This window comes from Xanthobacter sp. 91 (assembly GCF_000702385.1).
In the GTDB taxonomy this organism is placed as follows: domain Bacteria; phylum Pseudomonadota; class Alphaproteobacteria; order Rhizobiales; family Xanthobacteraceae; genus Xanthobacter; species Xanthobacter aminoxidans.
Map to the genome: position 1 here is coordinate 1,862,091 of NZ_JNIB01000001.1, position 17,939 is coordinate 1,880,029.

The window sequence follows — 17,939 nt, forward strand, 5'->3', positions numbered from 1 at the left end:
AATAAGACATGCTTGCGTCTTCCGATCCGGACTCGGGCCCCAAGGGCGCCCAAAGCTTGTCCCGGGCCATTTCGGTCCTGCGGGCCGTGGCCGGCGCGCCGTCCCATGGCGCGCGCCTCGCGGAACTCGTCGAGGGCACCGGGCTTTCCAAGGCCACCGCCCATCGTCTTGCCGCGGCTCTCGTTCACGAGGGCTTGCTGGCCTATGACGCGGCGAGCCGGTTCTACACCTTCGGCGAATTCTTCCTGGAGATGAGCAATCGGGCCGGGAAACCTCCGGCCGCGTCGGACGCGCCGCAGCCTGATCCCGCGCCCCATCCGAGCCTGTACCAACGGCCGGAATATTGCGGAAACGCCATATCTCTCGCCCACCTGCTCTGCGACCGGCACCTGCCGGGCAAGCGCGCCCTTCCGGCCATGATCCACGAATCGGTATCGGGCCAGACCTCGGAACTGAGCTTCGGCAGGCTGTCGGACTATTCATCGCGGTTTGCCCGTGTCCTGACGTCCGTCGGCATCAGGAAAGGCGACCGCGTCGCCGTGATGCTGCCCAAGGGCGTTGAACTGATCATTGCGGCCCTCGCAATCTGGCGGGTCGGCGCGGTCTACATGCCGCTCTTTTCCACCTATTCCGCATCGGCGGTGAACGCCCGCCTGGAGGCGGGCGGCGCGAAGGCGATCGTCGCAGATCGCGTGCTGGTCGAGCGCGCCCGCAAGTACATCACGCCATCCACTCCCGTCTTTCTCGTGGAGGGAGACCATATCAACCGCATAGAAGGGCGCCTCACGCAGTTCTGGTCGTCGATCTACGAGGCGGAGCCGCTGGCCGAAGCCGCCACCTATGGCGAAAACGACCCGTTCATCATGACCTATTCGGCCAAGGTGGTGGAACCGAGATACGGCATCCTGACCCCCGTCCGCGCCCTGGCCGAAATCGAGCAATACATGCGCCACGGGCTCGACGTCCGTGACGAGGACGTATTCTGGAACATGACCGACCAGGGTTGGGAGTACGGCGTTTTCTACGGTCTCGTCGGCCCGCTCCTGATCGGCAAGTCCATCCTGTTCTGTGACGGGCCCTACGACGTCTCACAGGGCTACCGTGTCCTGTCGAAGTTCCGCGTCACCAACCTCACCGCCGCCCCATCACAGATCAGGGCCTGGCGCCGCGGCGATCCTGTCGCGGCATCGCATCGCCTCGCGCTGCGCATCGTCACCGTGGGCGGCGAGCCCCTGCCCCAGGACATCATCTCCTGGGTCACGCAGAAGCTCGGCGTGCCGCTGGTGAACCAGTACGGCCACCGCGAAGCGGGCATGATCGTCGGCATGAAGCATGACCCGCATGATCCCCGCTCCCTCGATCGTGTGTCCGTCGGCCGGGTCGCGCCCGGATTTTCCCTCGTCGTCCTCGACGACACGGGCTCCGAGCTGGGCGTGGGCGCGGAGGGAATACTGGCGATCCACGTTCCGCGCTCGCCGCTCTTCTGGTTTCGCGCCTACAGCCAGGATGAAACGGCGACTGAGGCCAGATTTCGGTTCGGCCGCGACTATTACATCACCGGGGATACCGGCCACGTGGATGCAGACGGCTGCGTCCACTACGCCGGAGAAGCATCCCACGCCATTTCGATGCACAAGGATTGAGAGGTCACGCCCGCAGGGTGGCCATGTCGTCATCTCCCTATCCGGCACCCCGCGCTGTGCGGCGGACCGGGTGCCTTGTCCGATTTCTCGGCCCGGTCGTTTCGCCGGGTTGGTTAAACAATCAAGCGTTCTTTTTTATTGTGGTCAAGCGGCATTTCGTGTCGCAAGATGATCTTGCATCGCGGGGGCTGGGCTCGCACTCTGCCACGCGGATCGCAGCCGGATCGCGCGTTCGCGCAGTCCGCTCGCGCAATGAAGACACCCGGGCCGGGCCTTTGAAGGGCCGGGACATCGAACGTTAAAAGGCAATGGCGCGCACCATCGGTTCCAACGGCGCACGCACCGCCGAAGCCATCCGGCAGGCGGGCGTCAAGCTCATCTACAAGCATGGCTACGAGGCCATGAGCCTGCGGCAGCTGGCGGCCGAGGTGGGCCTGCAGTCCGGCTCGCTCTACAAATATTTCGACAACAAGCAAACCCTGCTGTTCGACATCGTGCGCGACCACATGGAGGATCTGCTCGGCAAGGCGGAAGCGGACCTCGCCGGCATCGAAGACCCGCTGGCGCGTCTCAGGGTCTTCTGCGCCTTCCACCTGCGCTACCACATGACGCGGCTCGCCCACGTCTTCATCGCCAATATGGAGATTCGCAGCCTCGACGAGGCGCATCGCGCCGTCGTGGTCGGCCTGCGCCGTCGCTATGAGGGGCTGCTGGAGGGGATCCTGCGCCAAGGTGCGGCGCAGGGCGTGTTCGAGGTGCGCGAGCCCAAGGTCGCCACCTACGCCATCATCTCCATGCTCACCGGCATCTGCATGTGGTACCTGCCCGGCGGCCGATTGAGCCAGGACGAGATCGTGGACACCTACACCGCGCTCGTCATCGGCGGCGTCACCGGAGGGGCGCCGCTTCAGCCCCTCGCAGCCCCGGCCGAGCTGCCGGAGCGCGAGAAGCCCGCGCGCCGGCCCGCCTCTCTCCCCAAGGCCGCGCGGACGTGATGGGACGGCGCGCCGTCCAACGAAAATGACCGCGCGAAAGCCCTTGCGCCTCCAATAAAAAAACGTACGATCGTTTCCAAGCCGGCATCGACCGGCGCCGAGGGAGACGCCCGAGCCGCCTTGCGCCCAGCTGCGCGGGCATCGGCGCGCTTTGCCTCCGGCTGCCCCGCTGCCGGTTCGCGAGAGCCGGGCTCCTCGAGGATCGTCGGTCCTTGTGGAGGTCGTTTCACTTGAGGCGAAAGGGCGTGCGCTCCGGCCGATCATCGGTCCGGTCGGCCACGCGCCCGGGCATTGGGGGCGAGAGCGCTCATGGCGATCATCGAGGATGCGGTCGACCGCCGCTCCGACGCATTCCGCCGCAACCGGGAGGCGCTGGAAGCCTCCGTTGCGGAGCTTCGGTCCGTGGTGGAGAAGGTGGCGGAGGGTGGCGGCGCCGTCGCCCGCGAGCGGCACCTGAAGCGCGGCAAGCTGCTGCCGCGGGACCGTATCCGCACGCTGCTCGACACCGGCTCGCCCTTCCTGGAATTCAGCCAGCTCGCCGGCTACGGCATGTATGACGACGAGGTGCCCGCCGCCGGCATCATCACCGGCATCGGCCGCGTCTCGGGCCGCGAATGCGTCATCGTCGCCAACGACGCGACGGTGAAGGGCGGCACCTATTTCCCCATGACGGTGAAGAAGCATCTGCGCGCCCAGCGCGTCGCGCAGGAAAACCACCTGCCGTGCATCTACCTCGTGGATTCCGGCGGCGCGAACCTGCCGAACCAGGACGAGGTCTTCCCCGACCGCGAGCATTTCGGCCGCATCTTCTTCAATCAGGCCAACATGTCCGCCGCCGGCATCCCGCAGATCGCGGTGGTGATGGGCTCCTGCACCGCCGGCGGCGCCTATGTGCCGGCCATGGCCGACCAGTCCATCATGGTGAAGAACCAGGCCACCATCTTCCTCGGCGGCCCGCCGCTGGTGAAGGCGGCCACCGGCGAGGTCGTCACCGCCGAGGAGCTGGGCGGGGCGGACGTCCACACCCGCACCTCCGGCGTCGCCGACCACATGGCGGAGAACGACGCCCATGCGCTCGGCATTGCCCGCGCCATCGTCGCCGACCTCAACACCACGAAAGCCCATTCCCTCGACATCCGCGAGCCGCGCGCGCCGCTCTACGATGCGAAGGAGATTTACGGCGTCGTCTCGGCCGATCCCAAGCAGCCGTTCGACGTGAGGCAGATCATCGCCCGCATCGTGGACGGCTCCGAGTTCGACGAGTTCAAGCCGCTCTATGGGCCGACGCTGGTGACAGGCTTCGCCCGCATCTTCGGCTATCCCGTGGGCATCATCGCCAACAACGGCATCCTCTTCTCCGAGAGCGCGCTGAAGGGCGCGCACTTCGTGGAATTGTGCTGCCAGCGCAATATTCCCCTCGTCTTCCTCCAGAACATCACCGGCTTCATGGTGGGGCGGAAATATGAGGCGGGCGGCATCGCCAAGGATGGCGCGAAGTTCGTCACCGCCGTGTCCTGCGCGTCCGTGCCGAAGTTCACGGTGGTGATCGGCAATTCCTTCGGCGCCGGAAACTACGGCATGTGCGGGCGCGCTTTCGATCCGCGCTTCCTGTGGATGTGGCCCAATGCCCGCATCTCGGTGATGGGCGGCGAGCAGGCGGCGGGGGTGCTGGCGCAGGTGAAGCGCGACGGCATCGAGGGTCGCGGCGGCTCGTGGCCGGCAGAGGAGGAGGAAGCCTTCAAGGCGCCCATCCGCCACCAGTACGAGGTGCAGGGCCATCCCTATTATTCCTCGGCCCGGCTGTGGGATGACGGAGTGATCGACCCGGCCGACACCCGCATGGTGCTGGCTCTCGCTTTGTCCGCCGCCCTCAACGCCCCCGAGCAGGAGACACGCTTCGGCGTGTTCCGCATGTGATGGACGGGCGCGAAAGGCGAAATCCATGAGCCCGAGCACTGGCCTCACCACAACTGTCGAAGATGGCGTCGCCATCCTCACCCTCGACCGGCCCGAGGTGCGCAACGCCTTCGACGACGCGCTGATTGCCGCGCTGACGCAGGCCTACGAGGCGGCCATCACGGACCCGTCGGCCGTCGCCATCCTGCTGCGCGCCAATGGGCCGGTCTTCTGCTCCGGCGGCGATCTCAACTGGATGCGCCGCATGGCCTCCTATTCGCAGGAGGAGAACCTCGCCGATGCGCTGGGCCTCGCGAAGCTCATGCGCACCATCGATCTCTCGCCCAAGCCCACCCTCGTGCGCATCCACGGTTCGGCCTTCGCCGGGGCCACCGGCCTCATCGCGGCGAGCGACATCGCGGTGGCGGTGCCGGAGGCGGAATTCGCCGTCACCGAGGTGCGCATCGGCCTCATCCCGGCGGTCATCAGCCCCTATCTGGTGCGGGCCATGGGGGCGCGTCAGGCGCGGCGCTATTTCCTCACCGCCGAGCGGTTTTCCGCCGCGACGGCGCTGCAGCTGGGCCTCGTCCATGAGGTGGTGCCGGCGGAGGAGCTGGACGCCGCCATCGCCCGCCATCTCAAGGCGCTGAAGGCGGCGAGCCCCGCCGCGCTTGCCGCCACCAAGGCGCTCGTCGCCGCCGTGGACAAGCCCCTCGACGACCACGTCATCACCGACACCGCCCATCGCATCGCCGACCAGCGCGCCAGCGCCGACGGACGCGAGGGCGTCACCGCCTTCCTCGAAAAGAGAAAACCCAATTGGGGGGCCGCATGATCCGTCCGATCCGCACCCTGCTCGTCGCCAATCGCGGCGAGATCGCCGTGCGCGTGATGCGCACCGCCAAGGCCCTGGGCCTGCGCACCGTCGCCGTCTATTCGGAGGCCGACGCGGACGCGCTGCATGTGGCCGTGGCGGACGAGGCCTATCCCATCGGCCCGGCGCCGGCGCGCGAGAGCTATCTCAGGATCGACGCCATTCTCGACGCCGCGCAGAAGAGCGGGGCGGATGCCATCCATCCCGGCTACGGCTTCCTCTCCGAAAATGCCGCCTTCGCCGATGCCTGCGAACAGGCCGGCATCGTCTTCGTCGGCCCGCCCGCCTCGGCCATCCGCGCCATGGGCTCCAAGAGCGCCGCCAAGGCGCTGATGGAGAAGGCGGGCGTGCCGCTTGTGCCCGGCTATCACGGTGAGGATCAGGATGCGGGCCTGCTCGCCCGCGAGGCGGAGCGCATCGGCTTCCCGGTGCTCATCAAGGCCTCGGCCGGCGGCGGCGGCAAGGGCATGAAGGTGGTGCGCTCGGCGGAAGACTTCCCCGAGGCCCTCGCCTCCGCCCAGCGCGAGGCGAAGAGCGCCTTCGGCGACGACAAGGTGCTGGTGGAGAAATATCTCACCACCCCGCGCCACATCGAGGTGCAGGTCTTCGCCGACAGCCACGGCAATTGCGTCTATCTCCACGAGCGTGACTGTTCCATCCAGCGCCGCCACCAGAAGGTGGTGGAGGAAGCCCCCGCCCCCGGCATGACGCCGGAGCGCCGCGCCGCCATGGGCAAGGCGGCAGTGGATGCGGCAAAGGCAGTCGGCTATCGCGGCGCCGGCACGGTGGAGTTCATCGCCGAGGGCGAGCATTTCTATTTTATGGAGATGAACACCCGCCTGCAGGTGGAGCATCCGGTGACGGAAGCCATCACCGGGCAGGATCTGGTGCAATGGCAGATCCGCGTCGCGCAGGGCGAGACCCTGCCGCTGACGCAGGAGGAGATTCCCCTTGAGGGCCACGCCATCGAGGTGCGGCTCTATGCGGAGGACCCGGCGCGGGACTTCCTGCCCCAGGTAGGCCGGCTCGACCATCTCGTCCTGCCCTCCCATCTCGACCACACGCGGGTGGATACCGGCGTGCGGGCCGGGGATACGGTCTCCATCCACTACGATCCGATGATCGCCAAGATCATCGTCTCCGGCGCCGATCGGCTCGAAGCCGTGCGGCGGCTGGAGGCGGCGCTCGCCGCCACGGAAGTGGTGGGGCTCGCCACCAACCGGGTGTTCCTGAAGGCCATCGCCGCCCATCCGGCGTTTGCAGCGGCCGAACTCGACACCAATTTCATCGCCCGCCACCAGGACGTGCTGCTGCCCGCCCCGGCGCCGGTGGACGACATGGTGCTGGCCCTCGCCGCCCTCTCCATCCTGAAGGAGGAGGCGCGCCAGTCGGCCGAGACGGTGGATGCGGCCGATCCGTGGTCGCCCTGGGGCCTCGCGCCCGGCTGGCGGCTCAATCGCGACGCCCATGTGGACCTGACCTTTGCCGACCGCGAACGGCGCATCGACATCCGCGCCCATTTCCGCCCCCACGGCTTCATCCTGGCCTTGCCCGGCGGCGACATGGCGGTGGAGGGCGAGGCGGAAGCGGACGGCAGCCTGCGTGCCCGCCTCGACGGGGTGGCCCTGTCGGCGCGGGTGATCCGCACCGGCAACCGCCTCACCGTATTCGTGCGCGGTGGGGAATATGCGGTGGACTTCATCGACCCCCGCCTCGCCTCGCAGGCCGCCACCGGCACCGCCGGCCGCCTCGTCGCGCCCATGCCCGGCACCATCATCCGCATCGCGGTGGAGGAAGGGCAGGAGGTGACGAAGGGCGCCGCTTTGGTGGTGGTCGAGGCGATGAAGATGGAGCATACCGTCGCCGCGCCGCGCGATGGCAAGGTGAAGGCGCTGAAATTCGCCGTGGGCGACCTCGTGGACGAGGGCGCCGAGCTTCTGGTTCTGGAGGACGCCTGATGGCCCGCCCCGCTTCCGTCCGCATCGTCGAGGTCGGCCCCCGCGACGGGCTGCAGAACGAACCGGGCATCGTGCCTCTCGATGCCAAGGTGGCGCTCATCGACGCCCTCGCCGACGCCGGGCTGAAGATGATCGAGGCCGGCTCGTTCGTTTCGCCCAAGTGGGTGCCGCAGATGGCCGACACCGCCGAGGTGCTGGGCGCCATCAATCGCCGGGCCGGCGTGCGCTACACCGTGCTGGCGCCCAACCTGAAAGGGCTGGAGCTGGCGCTCGCCTGCGGCATCGAGGAGGTGGCGGTGTTCACCGCGGCCTCGGAGGCGTTCACGCAGAAAAACATCAACTGCACCATCGCCGAGAGCCTGGAGCGCTTCACCCCGCTCATCGATCTCGCCCGCGCACGGGGTGTCGCGGTGCGCGGCTATGTGAGCTGCGCGCTGGGCTGCCCCTATCAGGGCGAGGTGCCGGTGGCGAAGGTGGTGGAGGTGTCGGAAGCCCTCACCGCCATGGGCTGCTACGAGGTCTCGGTGAGCGACACCATCGGCGTCGGCACGCCCGACAAGGCGCAGGCGGTGACGGGGGCTGTCGCCGAACGCATCGGCCTTGAGCGCACCGCCATCCATTTCCACGACACCTACGGGCAGGCGCTGGCCAACGTGCTGGCCTGCCTCGATATCGGTGTCGCCAGCGTGGATTCGGCCGTGGCGGGGCTTGGCGGCTGTCCCTATGCCAAGGGCGCGTCCGGCAATCTCGCCACCGAGGATCTCGTCTACATGCTCAACGGCCTCGGCATCGAGACCGGCGTCGATCTCGACCGCCTCGCCGCCGCCGGCCGCGCGATCACCGCAGCGCTCGGTCGCACGCCGGCCTCCAAGGTCGCGCAGGCGCTGGCGGCCAAGTGTGCGTGACGACCGGCTGAGGCGGAGCTGGTGGCGTCGGCCGCCCTTATCCCGTAACCTTAACGGCAGTTGAAGGGGGCGCTCCGTTGCCTTGACGGGATGCAACCCCTAACTGTCGCCAAGTGAAACCGGCGCAGGGTCCGCCGGTCAGTCCGGGATCGCGCTCATGCCCGCGTCCAATGCCGCTTTGACCGTTTCGGGCCGCGCCATGCGGCGGTTCGCGCTGGCGACCTTTGCGCTTGCCGCTCTTGCTGCTCCTGCGGCTGCGCAGGAACTGACCCGTCTTTATGCGCCGAAGCCGCCCACCGGCTCGGCTTATGTCCGGGTGGTGGACCTTGCCGCGAGCGGTGTGCCCATCTCAATCGGCAGCGCGGCGGCTGCGGCCGTTCCCGCCGGCGACACCGCCACCATCTACCGCATCGTGAAGGGCGGCGCCCCGCTCGCCGTCAGCATTGCCGGCAAGCCGGCCGAGGGCGGCATCGTTCCGCCCGCCGATGCCTTCTCCACCGTCATCGTGCCGGCCTCGGGGCCCGCAGTGGTCATCACCGATCCCACCGAGGGCCGCAACGATCTGAAGGCGCAGCTGCGTGTCTACAATCTGGTGCCCGGCTGTGCGGCAAGCGTGGCAGTGGCGGATGGCGGTCCCGTCGTGTTCGAGGGCGTTGCCACCAACGACACCCGCCAGCGCGCCATCAATCCCATCGAGGCGGTTCTGGCGGCAAGCTGCGGAACGGCTGTGTCGCAGCCGCTGAAGCTGCCGCCCCTGAAAGCGGGCGACCATTACAGCCTGTTCCTCCTGCCCGGAGCCAACGGACCGAAGCTGACGGGCCAGCGCGACGAGACGGAGCCCTATCGCGGGCCGGGCAACTGATCCGGCCCCATGGTTTTCGCTTCCGACAGCTTCCTCTTCCTGTTCCTCCCGGTCTTCCTCATCGTCTATGCGCTGACGCCGGGCATGGCGCGCAATGTCGCCATCCTCGCCTTTTCCTGGCTGTTCTACGCATGGTGGCGGGCGGACTTCCTGCCGCTCATCGTCTCCATCGCCATCTGGTCGTGGGCGACGGGCCTGTGGATCTCCCGCGCCGAAGGGCGGGCGCGGGGCTGGGCGCTGTTCATCGGCATCGTCTGGCCGCTCGCGTCGCTGATCTGGTTCAAATACGCCAACATGCTGGTGCATTCGGCCGAGGTGCTCACCGCCTCGGTCTGGGGCTGGCCGGACGTGCTGCTGCCCATCGGCCTGTCCTTCTTCGTGTTCGGCGCCATTTCCTATTCCACGGATGTGTTCCGCGGGACGGTGAAGGCCGAGCCCTCGTTCGTGAACTATGCCACCTACCAGTCCATGTTCGGCCACCTCGTGGCGGGCCCGGTGGTGCGCTACGAATGGGTGGCGCAGCGCCTGAAGGAGCGCACCTTCCACCGCGCCGAATTCATGTTCGGCGTCGAGCGCTTCATGCTCGGCTTCGCCCAGAAGGTGCTGATCGCCGATACGCTCGCCCCCATGGTGGATGCCGGCTACGCCATCGCCCATCCCACCACGGCGGATGTGCTGCTCTCCGTCACCGGCTACACGCTCCAGCTCTATTTCGACTTCTCCGGCTACAGCGCCATGGCCATCGGCCTCGGCCTGATGGTGGGGCTGAAATTCCCGGAGAATTTCGACAACCCCTATCTCTCCACCTCGCTGGCCGAATTCTGGCGGCGCTGGCACATCTCGCTGTCGAGCTGGCTTAGGGACTATCTCTACATTCCCCTGGGCGGCAAGCGCGGGTCCACGGGCCGCGTGTCCACCAACCTCCTCATTACCATGGGCCTCGGCGGCCTCTGGCACGGGGCGAGCTGGACCTTCCTCGTCTGGGGCCTCTGGCACGGGTTCGGGCTCATGGTGGGGCGGGTGTGGAAGAATCTCGGCCTGCCGGGAACGGGGGCGCTTGCGGGGCATGTCCTCACGCTCGCCTTCGTCATGGTCGGCTGGGCGCTGTTCCGCGCGCAGAGCTGGGCCGAGGCGGGGGTGATCTTTTCCGGCCTCGCCGGCGCCAACGGCATCCCGCTGAGCCCGGCCATGGGCGCGGCCATCCGGCCGGTGGAGATCGCGACAGTCGTGCTTGGCATCGGCCTCGTCTATTTGCCGAAGCTCATGCGCATCGATCCCTCCGCGCCCAATCCCGGCCATTGGCTGCGCGCCTGGACGGCGCTGCCGTTGTTCCTGTTCGCCGTGCTGGTGCTGCAGGGGCGGATGGTGGTGCCCTTCCTCTATTTCCAGTTCTGAGGGGGACGATGCCGCATCTCGCCCGCGCCCTCGCAACCCTCGCCTTCCTGGCGCTGATGCTGACCGGCCTCGGCTTCGTCGCCATGCACCTGAAAGGCGAGGAGGCGCGCACGGCGCTCGCGGCGGCGGCCACCCCCGAAAACGTCCTGACCGGCCGCTTCACCGCGGTGCTCGACAAGCAGATCACCGCGGCACTGCCCAAACTCACGGGGCTGGAGGATGTGGTCTCCGGCCTCGGCTACAAGGTGCTGGGAGATGCCGGTGATCTTGTGCGCGCCGGCTGCCCCGGCTGGCTGTTCTACCGCGAGGAGATGATCGAGACGCCGCAGGCGCGGGCCAATTTCGAAACGCGGCTGAAGATCGCGGCGAAGATCCGCGAACAGTTCGCCGCGCGAAACGTCGCCCTCGTGGTGCTCCCCGTTCCGGACAAGGCGCTTCTGGCGGCGGATCATCTGTGCGGCGCCTCGGTCTCCGGCGAGTCCCGCTGGCGGTTTGATGCATGGTGGGCCCAGAGCCGCGCGCTGGGGCTCGATCAGGTGGAGATCGCGCCCGGCTTCCCCGGCGCAGACGGTTTCCTGCGCACCGACACCCATTGGAACGTCGCCGGTGCAAAGCTCGCCGCCGGACGGGTGGCGGAGGCGGTGCGCAAGCGCATCGGTCCGGGCACGCAGAAGATCACCCTTTCGGAGAGCCCGCCCCAGCCGCGCGTCGGCGACCTCATGCGCCTCGCCGGACTTGAGCGCACCTGGCGCTGGTCCGGCCCGCAGCCGGACGAGGAGCCGGAGGTGTCCGCCGCCATCACCCGCACCGGTGGGCTGCTGGATGACGTACCGGGACCGCAGGTGGTGCTCGCCGGCTCGTCCTTCTCGCGCAATTCCGGCTTCCTCGACTTTCTCCAGGCCGCCTCAGGTTATGAGGTGGCGCAGAAGAGCCGCGACGGCTCCGGCTTTGCCGGCCAGCTTCTCGAACTTCTGATGGACGAGCCGCAGATTTTGACTGAAACGCGCCTCGTGGTGTGGGAATTCCCCATGCGGGCGCTCACCCGGCCGCTGACGGATGTCGAGCGCCGCTTTCTGGGAGATGCGAAATGACGAAGGTCGCCGGTGCTGGACGCGCATTCACCCGCCGCCGCTTCCTGGCTGGAACCATGCTGGCGGGCGGCCTGCTAGCAGCGGGCATTGCCGGCCTGCCCACCCCGGCGGCGGCGCAGAACAGCGGCATCATCTCGGGCAAGGACGGCTGGTTGTTTCCCGGCTGGGAGAGCATCACCGTCCTCAACCGCGCCGGCATCACCGCCAACGTCGCGCTGCTGCAGGAGGCAAAGGCGGCGCTTGCGACGCGCAACGTGACGCTGATGGTCATGGTCGTGCCCATGAAGGCGCCGTTCTACAAGGAGAAGCTGCCGGACGGGACGACGGTTTCCGCCGACGTCGCCGGCCAATACGACTTCATCATCGACCAGCTGAGGAAGGCCGGCATCGACACCGTGGACCTGCGCCCAGCCTTGAAGTCGGTACAGACAGGCAAGCAGACCAGCTTCTACCGCGCCGATTACCACTGGACCTCCTGGGCCTCCGAGGCGGCGGCGGATGCGGTGGCGCAGGCCATCAAGGCCAAGGTCGGCAAGCTCGCCGGCAGCCCGCCCGGCGACAAGCTTGGCGAATGGGTCACGCAGCGCCATCTCGGTGACCTTGCCCAGCGTTTCCTCACACCGGACCAGCAGAAGCAGATCGGGCCGGACCTCTACACTGTGCGCACGCCGGCGCCGGCCAAGACCTCGCTAGTGGATTCGGCTCCCGCGCCGGTGCACATCATCGGCAACAGTTTCGTCCAGCCCTATCTTGGCTTCCCGCAGAAGCTGTCGAACGCCCTCGACCGGCCGGTGTCGCTCACCTGGAACCCGGGCAATGTCGGCCCGTGGGCGACCTTCCTGCAATACGTGACCTCGCCCGACTTCGCGAAGAGCCCGCCGCAGGTGCTGCTCTGGCAGTTCAACGAGGGACCGTTCCACAGCGGCCCGCAGGCGACGGACCAGTGGGACGTGCCCTCCATCATGCCGCCCCAGACTTGGCGCGACCGGATGCTGGCAGCGGTTCGCCGATAGAGATTTCGTTAAGGTCTCCTGCCGAAGTGTTAACGGCGCGCGCGGAACGCCTCCTCGCGCGCCGTTTTCGTTTACGCTTTGGCAACAAACGCGCCATCAAAGTAAATGATCCCTTTACGGCATCTGATTATTAACCCTGCCTGTTAAGGTTAACTGCCATTTAAGTAATCGATGCCAAGGTGGCCCCATGACCACCGCCATTCACTTCCGCACCTCCCCTGCGCTCACCCTCGACCGGGATCGGAAGAGGCTCCTGCGCGACATCGCTCTCGGCCACGTGCTGGCGACATCGATCGCGACGCTGACGCTCGCGGCGGGACCGGCATGGGCGCAGTCGCCCCAGCCGTCGCAAGCACCGCAGACCCAGCAAGCGCCGCAGGCCCAGCAAGTGCCGCAGGCTCAGCAGGCACCGCAGGCCCGGCAGGCCACTCCGGCGCCGCAGCCGCCGGAACTGACCGGAGCGGCGTGGGCGGCGGCGGATCGCGCCTATGCGGCCCAACGCGAGAAGAGATATGCGGACGTCGTGACCAATGCCCGCGAGGCGCTCAAGCTGCGCCCCGACGTGCCGCGGCTCTGGCTGCTGCTGATGGATGCGCTGGATGCCCAGGGCAAGACCGCCGAAGCGGTCGTCGCCGGCAACGCGGCCATCGCCGCCGGCATCACCGATCAGGCGCTCACGGCCCGGGTTCGCGCGCAGAGCCGCGTGCTGGCGCAGGAGCCCTCTGTCGCCGCGAACAAGGCGCTGGAGGCATCCAATCCGAAGGCCGCCATCGAGCAGGCCCGCAAGGCCGTCGCGCTGGTGCCCGACGACCTCAGCTATCGCGTGCTGCTCGTCTACACGCTGCTCGCGGACGGCCAGCTGGAGGCGGCCGACAGGGCGGCGAGCGAAGCCATCCAGGTGGATCCGCAGTCTTTCCTGCCGCGCACGCTGCGCGGCTATGTCCGGCTGCGCCTCGGCAAGGTGGCGGAGGCGGAACAGGATTTCGACACGGCATTGAAGGACGAGGTGCTCACCGGGCCCACCGCCCACGATGCGCGCCTCGTGATGGCGGATGCCGCCATCGCCGCCGGCCACCCCCAGCGCGCCATCAAGCTGCTGGAGCCGGTGGAGCCCGATGCGGCGGTGCAGGCGCGCCTGCGTGTCGCCCGCGCGCAGGAGCGCAATCCGAAGATCGTTCCCGCCAACGCCACCCAGACGCTGCCGGTGCCGTTCCAGAAGTGCACCGACACGCCCTATGGCCCGTCCTGCAGCCTCATCCCGGCGACCACGCCGCCCGGCGGCGGGGTCAGCGACACCCCCGGCTACGATGCCGCGCTTGAAGCCTTCGGCGCCTATCGCGAGGGTAATGACAACCTCTCCGAGGCCCGCATCCGGGAAGCGCTGAAGGAGAATCCCGGCAATGCCCAGTGGCGGCGCCTGCTGATCGATTCGCTCGATCGCTCCAAGAAGTACAAGGAGCTGGACGTCGCCATCCGCGACGCCATCAGCCAGGGCGACAACGACCCCTCCCTGATCGCCCTGCGCGCGGCCAACGACAAGCGCCTCGCCGAGCCGATGGCCGTGCAGGCCATCAAGGACATCGGCCGCGGCAAGGCCTCGACCGCCGTCACCTCGGCGCGGCAGGCGGTGGAGCGGGCGCCGGACGCGCTCATCTTCCGCATCGTCCTCATCGATGCGCTGATGGCCGCCGGCCAGTTCAAGGACGCGGAGACGGCGGCCTCGGGCGCCGTCGCGGACAATCCGAACGAGCCACTGCCCCACATCCTGCGCGCGTGGCTGCTGCAGAAGACCGGCCAGCGCGACGAGGCGGCGCGCGAATTCGACACCGTGCTCAACAGCAACCTGCTGACCGACCTCGAGGAGCTGAATTACCGGCTCATCGCCGCGAACGCCGCCATGGCGGCCGGCAAGCCCGAAGAGGCGCTGAAGGCGCTCGAAGCCCTCGACGCCGACAAGAACAAGGAGGTCGGCGTCCTGCGCAAGCAGGCGGAGGCGCAGGTGAAGGCGCCGAACGCGACCAAGCCGTCCCTCCAGCAGCCCGCCGTGCTGTGCCAGCCGACCAGCTACGGCGTCATCTGCTCGGTGTTCGCCAATCCGCAGATGCAGGCGCCGGGCGTCGCCGGCCTCAATCCGGGCTCCCCCGGCTATGCCGCCGCCAGTGCCGCCTATGCCGCGTTCGGCCGCAAGGACTATGCGACCGCCATCGCCGAGGCGCGCCGCGCGGTGAATGCCGAGCCCGGCAACCGCAATTACCAGACCCTGCTGCTCAACGCCCTGTCGTCGGCCGGCCGCTACGGCGAGGCCGAGGCAGTGGCGAGCCGGCTGCTCGCGGCAAGCCCGCGCGATGCCACCCTGCTGGTGCAGCGGGCCAACCTGCGCATGCAGGCCAAGGACTTCTCTGGCGCCGTCGCCGACTACAAGGCGGCGCTGGGCTCCCCCAACCTGCCGCCGGCCCAGGTGCGCATCGTGCGCCTCGGCCTCGCCGACGCGGCGCTGTCCGCCAAGCAGCCGGAAATCGCGATCTGGGCGCTCGAGCCCTACGCCAACGAGGACAGCTACGAGGTCCAGGCCCGCATCGGCTTCGCTTCCCTCGCACTCGACGACAAGGAAGGGGCGCTCGCGGCCTTCACCCGGGCCGCGGCCCGGGCGCGCACCCCGCAGGAACGGATGGCGATGCTCTCCGCCCGCATCGGCGTGCTGTCCCAGCTCGGCCGCAAGGACGAGGCGCGCGCGCTGTTCCAGAATGCCTACAACAGCGGTGCCCTGCGCGGCCTGAAGGCGGTGGACCTCGCGGTGCTGGCGAGCCAGGCGGGCGAGGACGAGCTTGCCTATGAATATTTCTCCGAGGCGAACAGCCGCTGGCGGCTGCGCGGCACCAACCTCATCAATGCCGCGTACAATGCCCGCCGCACCTATCACAATGCGGAGGCGGTCGATTACTTCAAGTCGGCCATCGACGAGGCGCGGGAGGGCAAGCTCCAGCTCGATCCGCAATATCTCTTCGGCCTCAGGCGCGAGGTGGCCGAGCTGACGCGCACCTGGGGCGCCTATGCCTCGGTGAGCTACGGCCCGGTGGGCGTGGCGCCCGGTTCCTTCCTCGTCCCGCAGACCTCGAACGGCTCCAACCACACGGTGGGTGCCGGCGGCGAAATCTATTGGCGCCCGCCGGGGATCGGCTATCGCGACGGCTCGATCTTCGAGCTGTTCGTGCGTGGTTTCGGCACGGTCTATGCGGACAATGGGGGGGCCACCGGCTTCGACACCATCCAGGGCTCCGTCGGCGCGCGCTGGAAGCCGTTCTCGACCGAGAACCTGGTGTTTGAAATCTCCTATCTCTTCCCGGTCGGCCAGTATTCCCGCAACGATCTGCTGCTCCGCGCCGCCTATTCGAAGGCTGAGGGCACCGATCTTCGGGTCGACGTAGACAACTGGCGGGCCTGGCAGATCTATGCGGACTACAATTACTTCGTGAGCCTGCCGGAGACGGTGGCCACCTTCGAAGGGCGCTACGGCCAGGCCTTCCGGATGGACGCCATCTCCGACCATCTGGTGCTGTGGCCCTACCTCGCCATCGGCGGCGGCTACGACACCGCCTATGCGACACCGTTCGCGATGGGCATCGGTCCGGGCATCACCGCCCGCTACTGGTTCAACGAGGACGAATACACCGCTCCGCGCTCCTACCTCGACTTCACGCTCCAGTATCGCTGGAAGCTTGCGGGCGACGACCGGGCCCAGGGCATCTTCGCCGGCGCCTTCCTCTCCTACTGAGCGGAGAGACGGAACAAGCGCCTGAGGGAACAAGGGCTTGCGCCACATCAAGGCGCACGCCGGCAGCCGGCGGCATGGTCGCCGGCATGACCTGCCCCGATATCACCTGCCCCGATACGAACACCCTTCTCGCCCGCTACGGGCAGCCGGTGCCGCGCTACACCAGCTACCCCACCGCGCCGCACTTCTCCCCGGAGGTCGATGCCGCGACCTACGCCCGCTGGCTCAAAGAGCTGCGGGCGGACGGCACGGTCTCGGTCTACATCCACGTTCCGTTCTGCGCCGAGCTTTGCCTCTATTGCGGCTGCCAGACCGCGGTGGCGCGCAGCCGCACGCCGGTGAAGGCCTATGCCGACCGGCTCGTGGACGAGATCGGCCTTGTCGCCCGCCACCTGCCGGGACGGATGAAGCTGAGCCACCTGCATTTCGGCGGCGGCACGCCCACCATGCTGGCGGATGAGGACTTCGCCGCGATCATGCTGGCGCTGCGCGATGTCTTCGCCTTCGCCGACGATGCCGAGATCGCCATCGAGATCGACCCGCGGGTGATGGATGCCGACAAGGTGGCGGTGCTCGCCCGCGAGGGCTTCAACCGCGCCAGCCTCGGCGTGCAGGATTTCGACCCGAAGGTGCAGGAGGCCATCGGCCGCCACCAGTCGCTGGAGGAGACGCAACAGGTCGCCGACGCGCTCCGGGCGGCGGGCATCTGCGCGCTGAACCTCGATCTCATGTACGGCCTGCCGCATCAGGATCAGGCCTCCGTGCGGCGCACGGTGGAAGCGGCACTGGCGCTCGACGCCGACCGCATCGCCGTGTTCGGCTACGCCCATGTGCCGTGGATGAAGAAGCATCAGGCGCTCATTCCCGAGCACGCCTTGCCCGGCCCCGCCGAGCGCCTCGCCCAGGCGGAGCTGGTGGCCGACATCCTCGCGGGCCACGGCTATCGGGCGGTGGGGCTGGACCATTTCGCCAAGGCGAACGACCCCATGGCCCAGCGCGCGGCAGACGGCTCGCTCAAGCGCAACTTCCAGGGCTACACCACGGACGACGCGCCGGTGCTGATCGGCTTCGGCGCCTCGGCCATCGGCGCCCTGCCCCAGGGCTATGTGCAGAATCTCGCCGCCACGCCCCAGTGGCACAAGGCGGTGGAGGCCGGCGCGCTGCCCATCGCCCGCGGCATCGCGGTGAGCGACGAGGACCGGCTGCGGCGCCATGTCATCGAGCGCCTCATGTGCGACCTCGCGGTCGATCTCGACGACGCCTGCAGGAGCTTCGGCTTCCCGCCGGAGACGTTCGCGGACGAGATCGAGGCGCTGAAGCCCCTGATCGCCGACGGTCTGGCGGTGCGGCGCGGCGCGGTAGTGGAAGTGCCGGAGGCGGCGCGCCCGTTCACCCGGGTGGTGTGCGCCGTGTTCGACGCGCGCCTGGTGGCCAGCCGGGCGGCGGCGCCGGAAAAGAAGCGGCACGCCGCCGCCGTCTAAGCTGAGCTTCCCGGCCGGGCCAACACACCGAAACGCACGGGCACAAAAGAAAAG

General features: G+C 68.2%; 12 protein-coding genes. All 12 read left to right on the plus strand.

What is annotated here, in order from left to right; all coding sequences use genetic code 11:
• Positions 1–8 precede the first annotated feature (8 nt).
• The 12 genes from A37E_RS0108920 (at position 9) to hemN (ending at position 17,885) form a co-directional block, all read left to right on the plus strand.
• On the plus strand, positions 9–1,643 hold the full coding sequence (locus A37E_RS0108920; RefSeq protein WP_029556281.1) for an AMP-binding protein: 1,635 nt from the start codon (positions 9–11) through the stop codon (positions 1,641–1,643).
• Positions 1,644–1,951: 308 nt separating this feature from the next.
• On the plus strand, positions 1,952–2,638 hold the full coding sequence (locus A37E_RS0108925) for a TetR/AcrR family transcriptional regulator (protein ID WP_081837523.1): 687 nt from the start codon (positions 1,952–1,954) through the stop codon (positions 2,636–2,638).
• Positions 2,639–2,947: 309 nt separating this feature from the next.
• On the plus strand, positions 2,948–4,555 hold the full coding sequence (locus tag A37E_RS0108930) for a carboxyl transferase domain-containing protein (RefSeq protein ID WP_029556283.1): 1,608 nt from the start codon (positions 2,948–2,950) through the stop codon (positions 4,553–4,555).
• Positions 4,556–4,580: 25 nt separating this feature from the next.
• Positions 4,581–5,369 carry an enoyl-CoA hydratase-related protein gene (locus A37E_RS0108935; protein ID WP_029556284.1) on the plus strand — a complete coding sequence of 263 codons (789 nt, stop codon included), beginning with the start codon at positions 4,581–4,583 and terminating at the stop codon, positions 5,367–5,369.
• Complete coding sequence (locus A37E_RS0108940) at positions 5,366–7,366, plus strand: acetyl/propionyl/methylcrotonyl-CoA carboxylase subunit alpha (protein ID WP_029556285.1); 2,001 nt, start codon at positions 5,366–5,368, stop codon at positions 7,364–7,366. The genes A37E_RS0108935 and A37E_RS0108940 overlap by 4 nt, the downstream gene beginning before the upstream one ends.
• Positions 7,366–8,271 carry a hydroxymethylglutaryl-CoA lyase gene (locus A37E_RS0108945; RefSeq protein WP_029556286.1) on the plus strand — a complete coding sequence of 302 codons (906 nt, stop codon included), beginning with the start codon at positions 7,366–7,368 and terminating at the stop codon, positions 8,269–8,271. The genes A37E_RS0108940 and A37E_RS0108945 overlap by 1 nt, the downstream gene beginning before the upstream one ends.
• Before the next feature lie 157 nt (positions 8,272–8,428).
• Positions 8,429–9,133 (plus strand): alginate O-acetyltransferase AlgF, encoded by a 705-nt coding sequence (locus A37E_RS0108950; RefSeq protein ID WP_051678894.1) that lies wholly within the window; start codon positions 8,429–8,431, stop codon positions 9,131–9,133.
• Positions 9,134–9,142: 9 nt separating this feature from the next.
• Positions 9,143–10,528, plus strand: coding sequence for an MBOAT family O-acyltransferase (locus A37E_RS0108955; protein WP_029556288.1), 1,386 nt, complete (start codon positions 9,143–9,145; stop codon positions 10,526–10,528).
• A gap of 8 nt (positions 10,529–10,536) precedes the next feature.
• On the plus strand, positions 10,537–11,619 hold the full coding sequence (locus A37E_RS0108960) for a hypothetical protein (protein ID WP_029556289.1): 1,083 nt from the start codon (positions 10,537–10,539) through the stop codon (positions 11,617–11,619).
• Positions 11,616–12,632: a twin-arginine translocation pathway signal gene (locus A37E_RS0108965; RefSeq protein WP_029556290.1), complete on the plus strand. Its 1,017-nt coding sequence runs from the start codon at positions 11,616–11,618 to the stop codon at positions 12,630–12,632. The genes A37E_RS0108960 and A37E_RS0108965 overlap by 4 nt, the downstream gene beginning before the upstream one ends.
• Positions 12,633–12,819: 187 nt before the next feature.
• A complete protein-coding gene (locus A37E_RS0108970) occupies positions 12,820–16,404 on the plus strand; it encodes a bacteriophage N4 adsorption protein A (RefSeq protein WP_029556291.1) in 3,585 nt (1,194 codons plus the stop codon).
• Positions 16,405–16,490: 86 nt separating this feature from the next.
• The gene (gene hemN / locus A37E_RS0108975) at positions 16,491–17,885 is read left to right on the plus strand and encodes an oxygen-independent coproporphyrinogen III oxidase (RefSeq protein ID WP_029556292.1); all 1,395 of its coding nucleotides are present in this window, start codon (positions 16,491–16,493) and stop codon (positions 17,883–17,885) included.
• Positions 17,886–17,939: the final 54 nt, after the last annotated feature.

Excerpts from the sequence above, each read along its gene's own strand:
- A37E_RS0108920 (WP_029556281.1), top strand. The coding sequence starts at position 9 with ATGCTTGCGTCTTCCGATCCGGACTCGGGCCCCAAGGGCGCCCAAAGC.
- A37E_RS0108925 (WP_081837523.1), top strand. The coding sequence starts at position 1,952 with ATGGCGCGCACCATCGGTTCCAACGGCGCACGCACCGCCGAAGCCATC.
- A37E_RS0108930 (WP_029556283.1), top strand. The coding sequence starts at position 2,948 with ATGGCGATCATCGAGGATGCGGTCGACCGCCGCTCCGACGCATTCCGC.
- A37E_RS0108935 (WP_029556284.1), top strand. The coding sequence starts at position 4,581 with ATGAGCCCGAGCACTGGCCTCACCACAACTGTCGAAGATGGCGTCGCC.
- A37E_RS0108940 (WP_029556285.1), top strand. The coding sequence starts at position 5,366 with ATGATCCGTCCGATCCGCACCCTGCTCGTCGCCAATCGCGGCGAGATC.
- A37E_RS0108945 (WP_029556286.1), top strand. The coding sequence starts at position 7,366 with ATGGCCCGCCCCGCTTCCGTCCGCATCGTCGAGGTCGGCCCCCGCGAC.
- A37E_RS0108950 (WP_051678894.1), top strand. The coding sequence starts at position 8,429 with ATGCCCGCGTCCAATGCCGCTTTGACCGTTTCGGGCCGCGCCATGCGG.
- A37E_RS0108955 (WP_029556288.1), top strand. The coding sequence starts at position 9,143 with ATGGTTTTCGCTTCCGACAGCTTCCTCTTCCTGTTCCTCCCGGTCTTC.
- A37E_RS0108960 (WP_029556289.1), top strand. The coding sequence starts at position 10,537 with ATGCCGCATCTCGCCCGCGCCCTCGCAACCCTCGCCTTCCTGGCGCTG.
- A37E_RS0108965 (WP_029556290.1), top strand. The coding sequence starts at position 11,616 with ATGACGAAGGTCGCCGGTGCTGGACGCGCATTCACCCGCCGCCGCTTC.
- A37E_RS0108970 (WP_029556291.1), top strand. The coding sequence starts at position 12,820 with ATGACCACCGCCATTCACTTCCGCACCTCCCCTGCGCTCACCCTCGAC.
- hemN (WP_029556292.1), top strand. The coding sequence starts at position 16,491 with ATGACCTGCCCCGATATCACCTGCCCCGATACGAACACCCTTCTCGCC.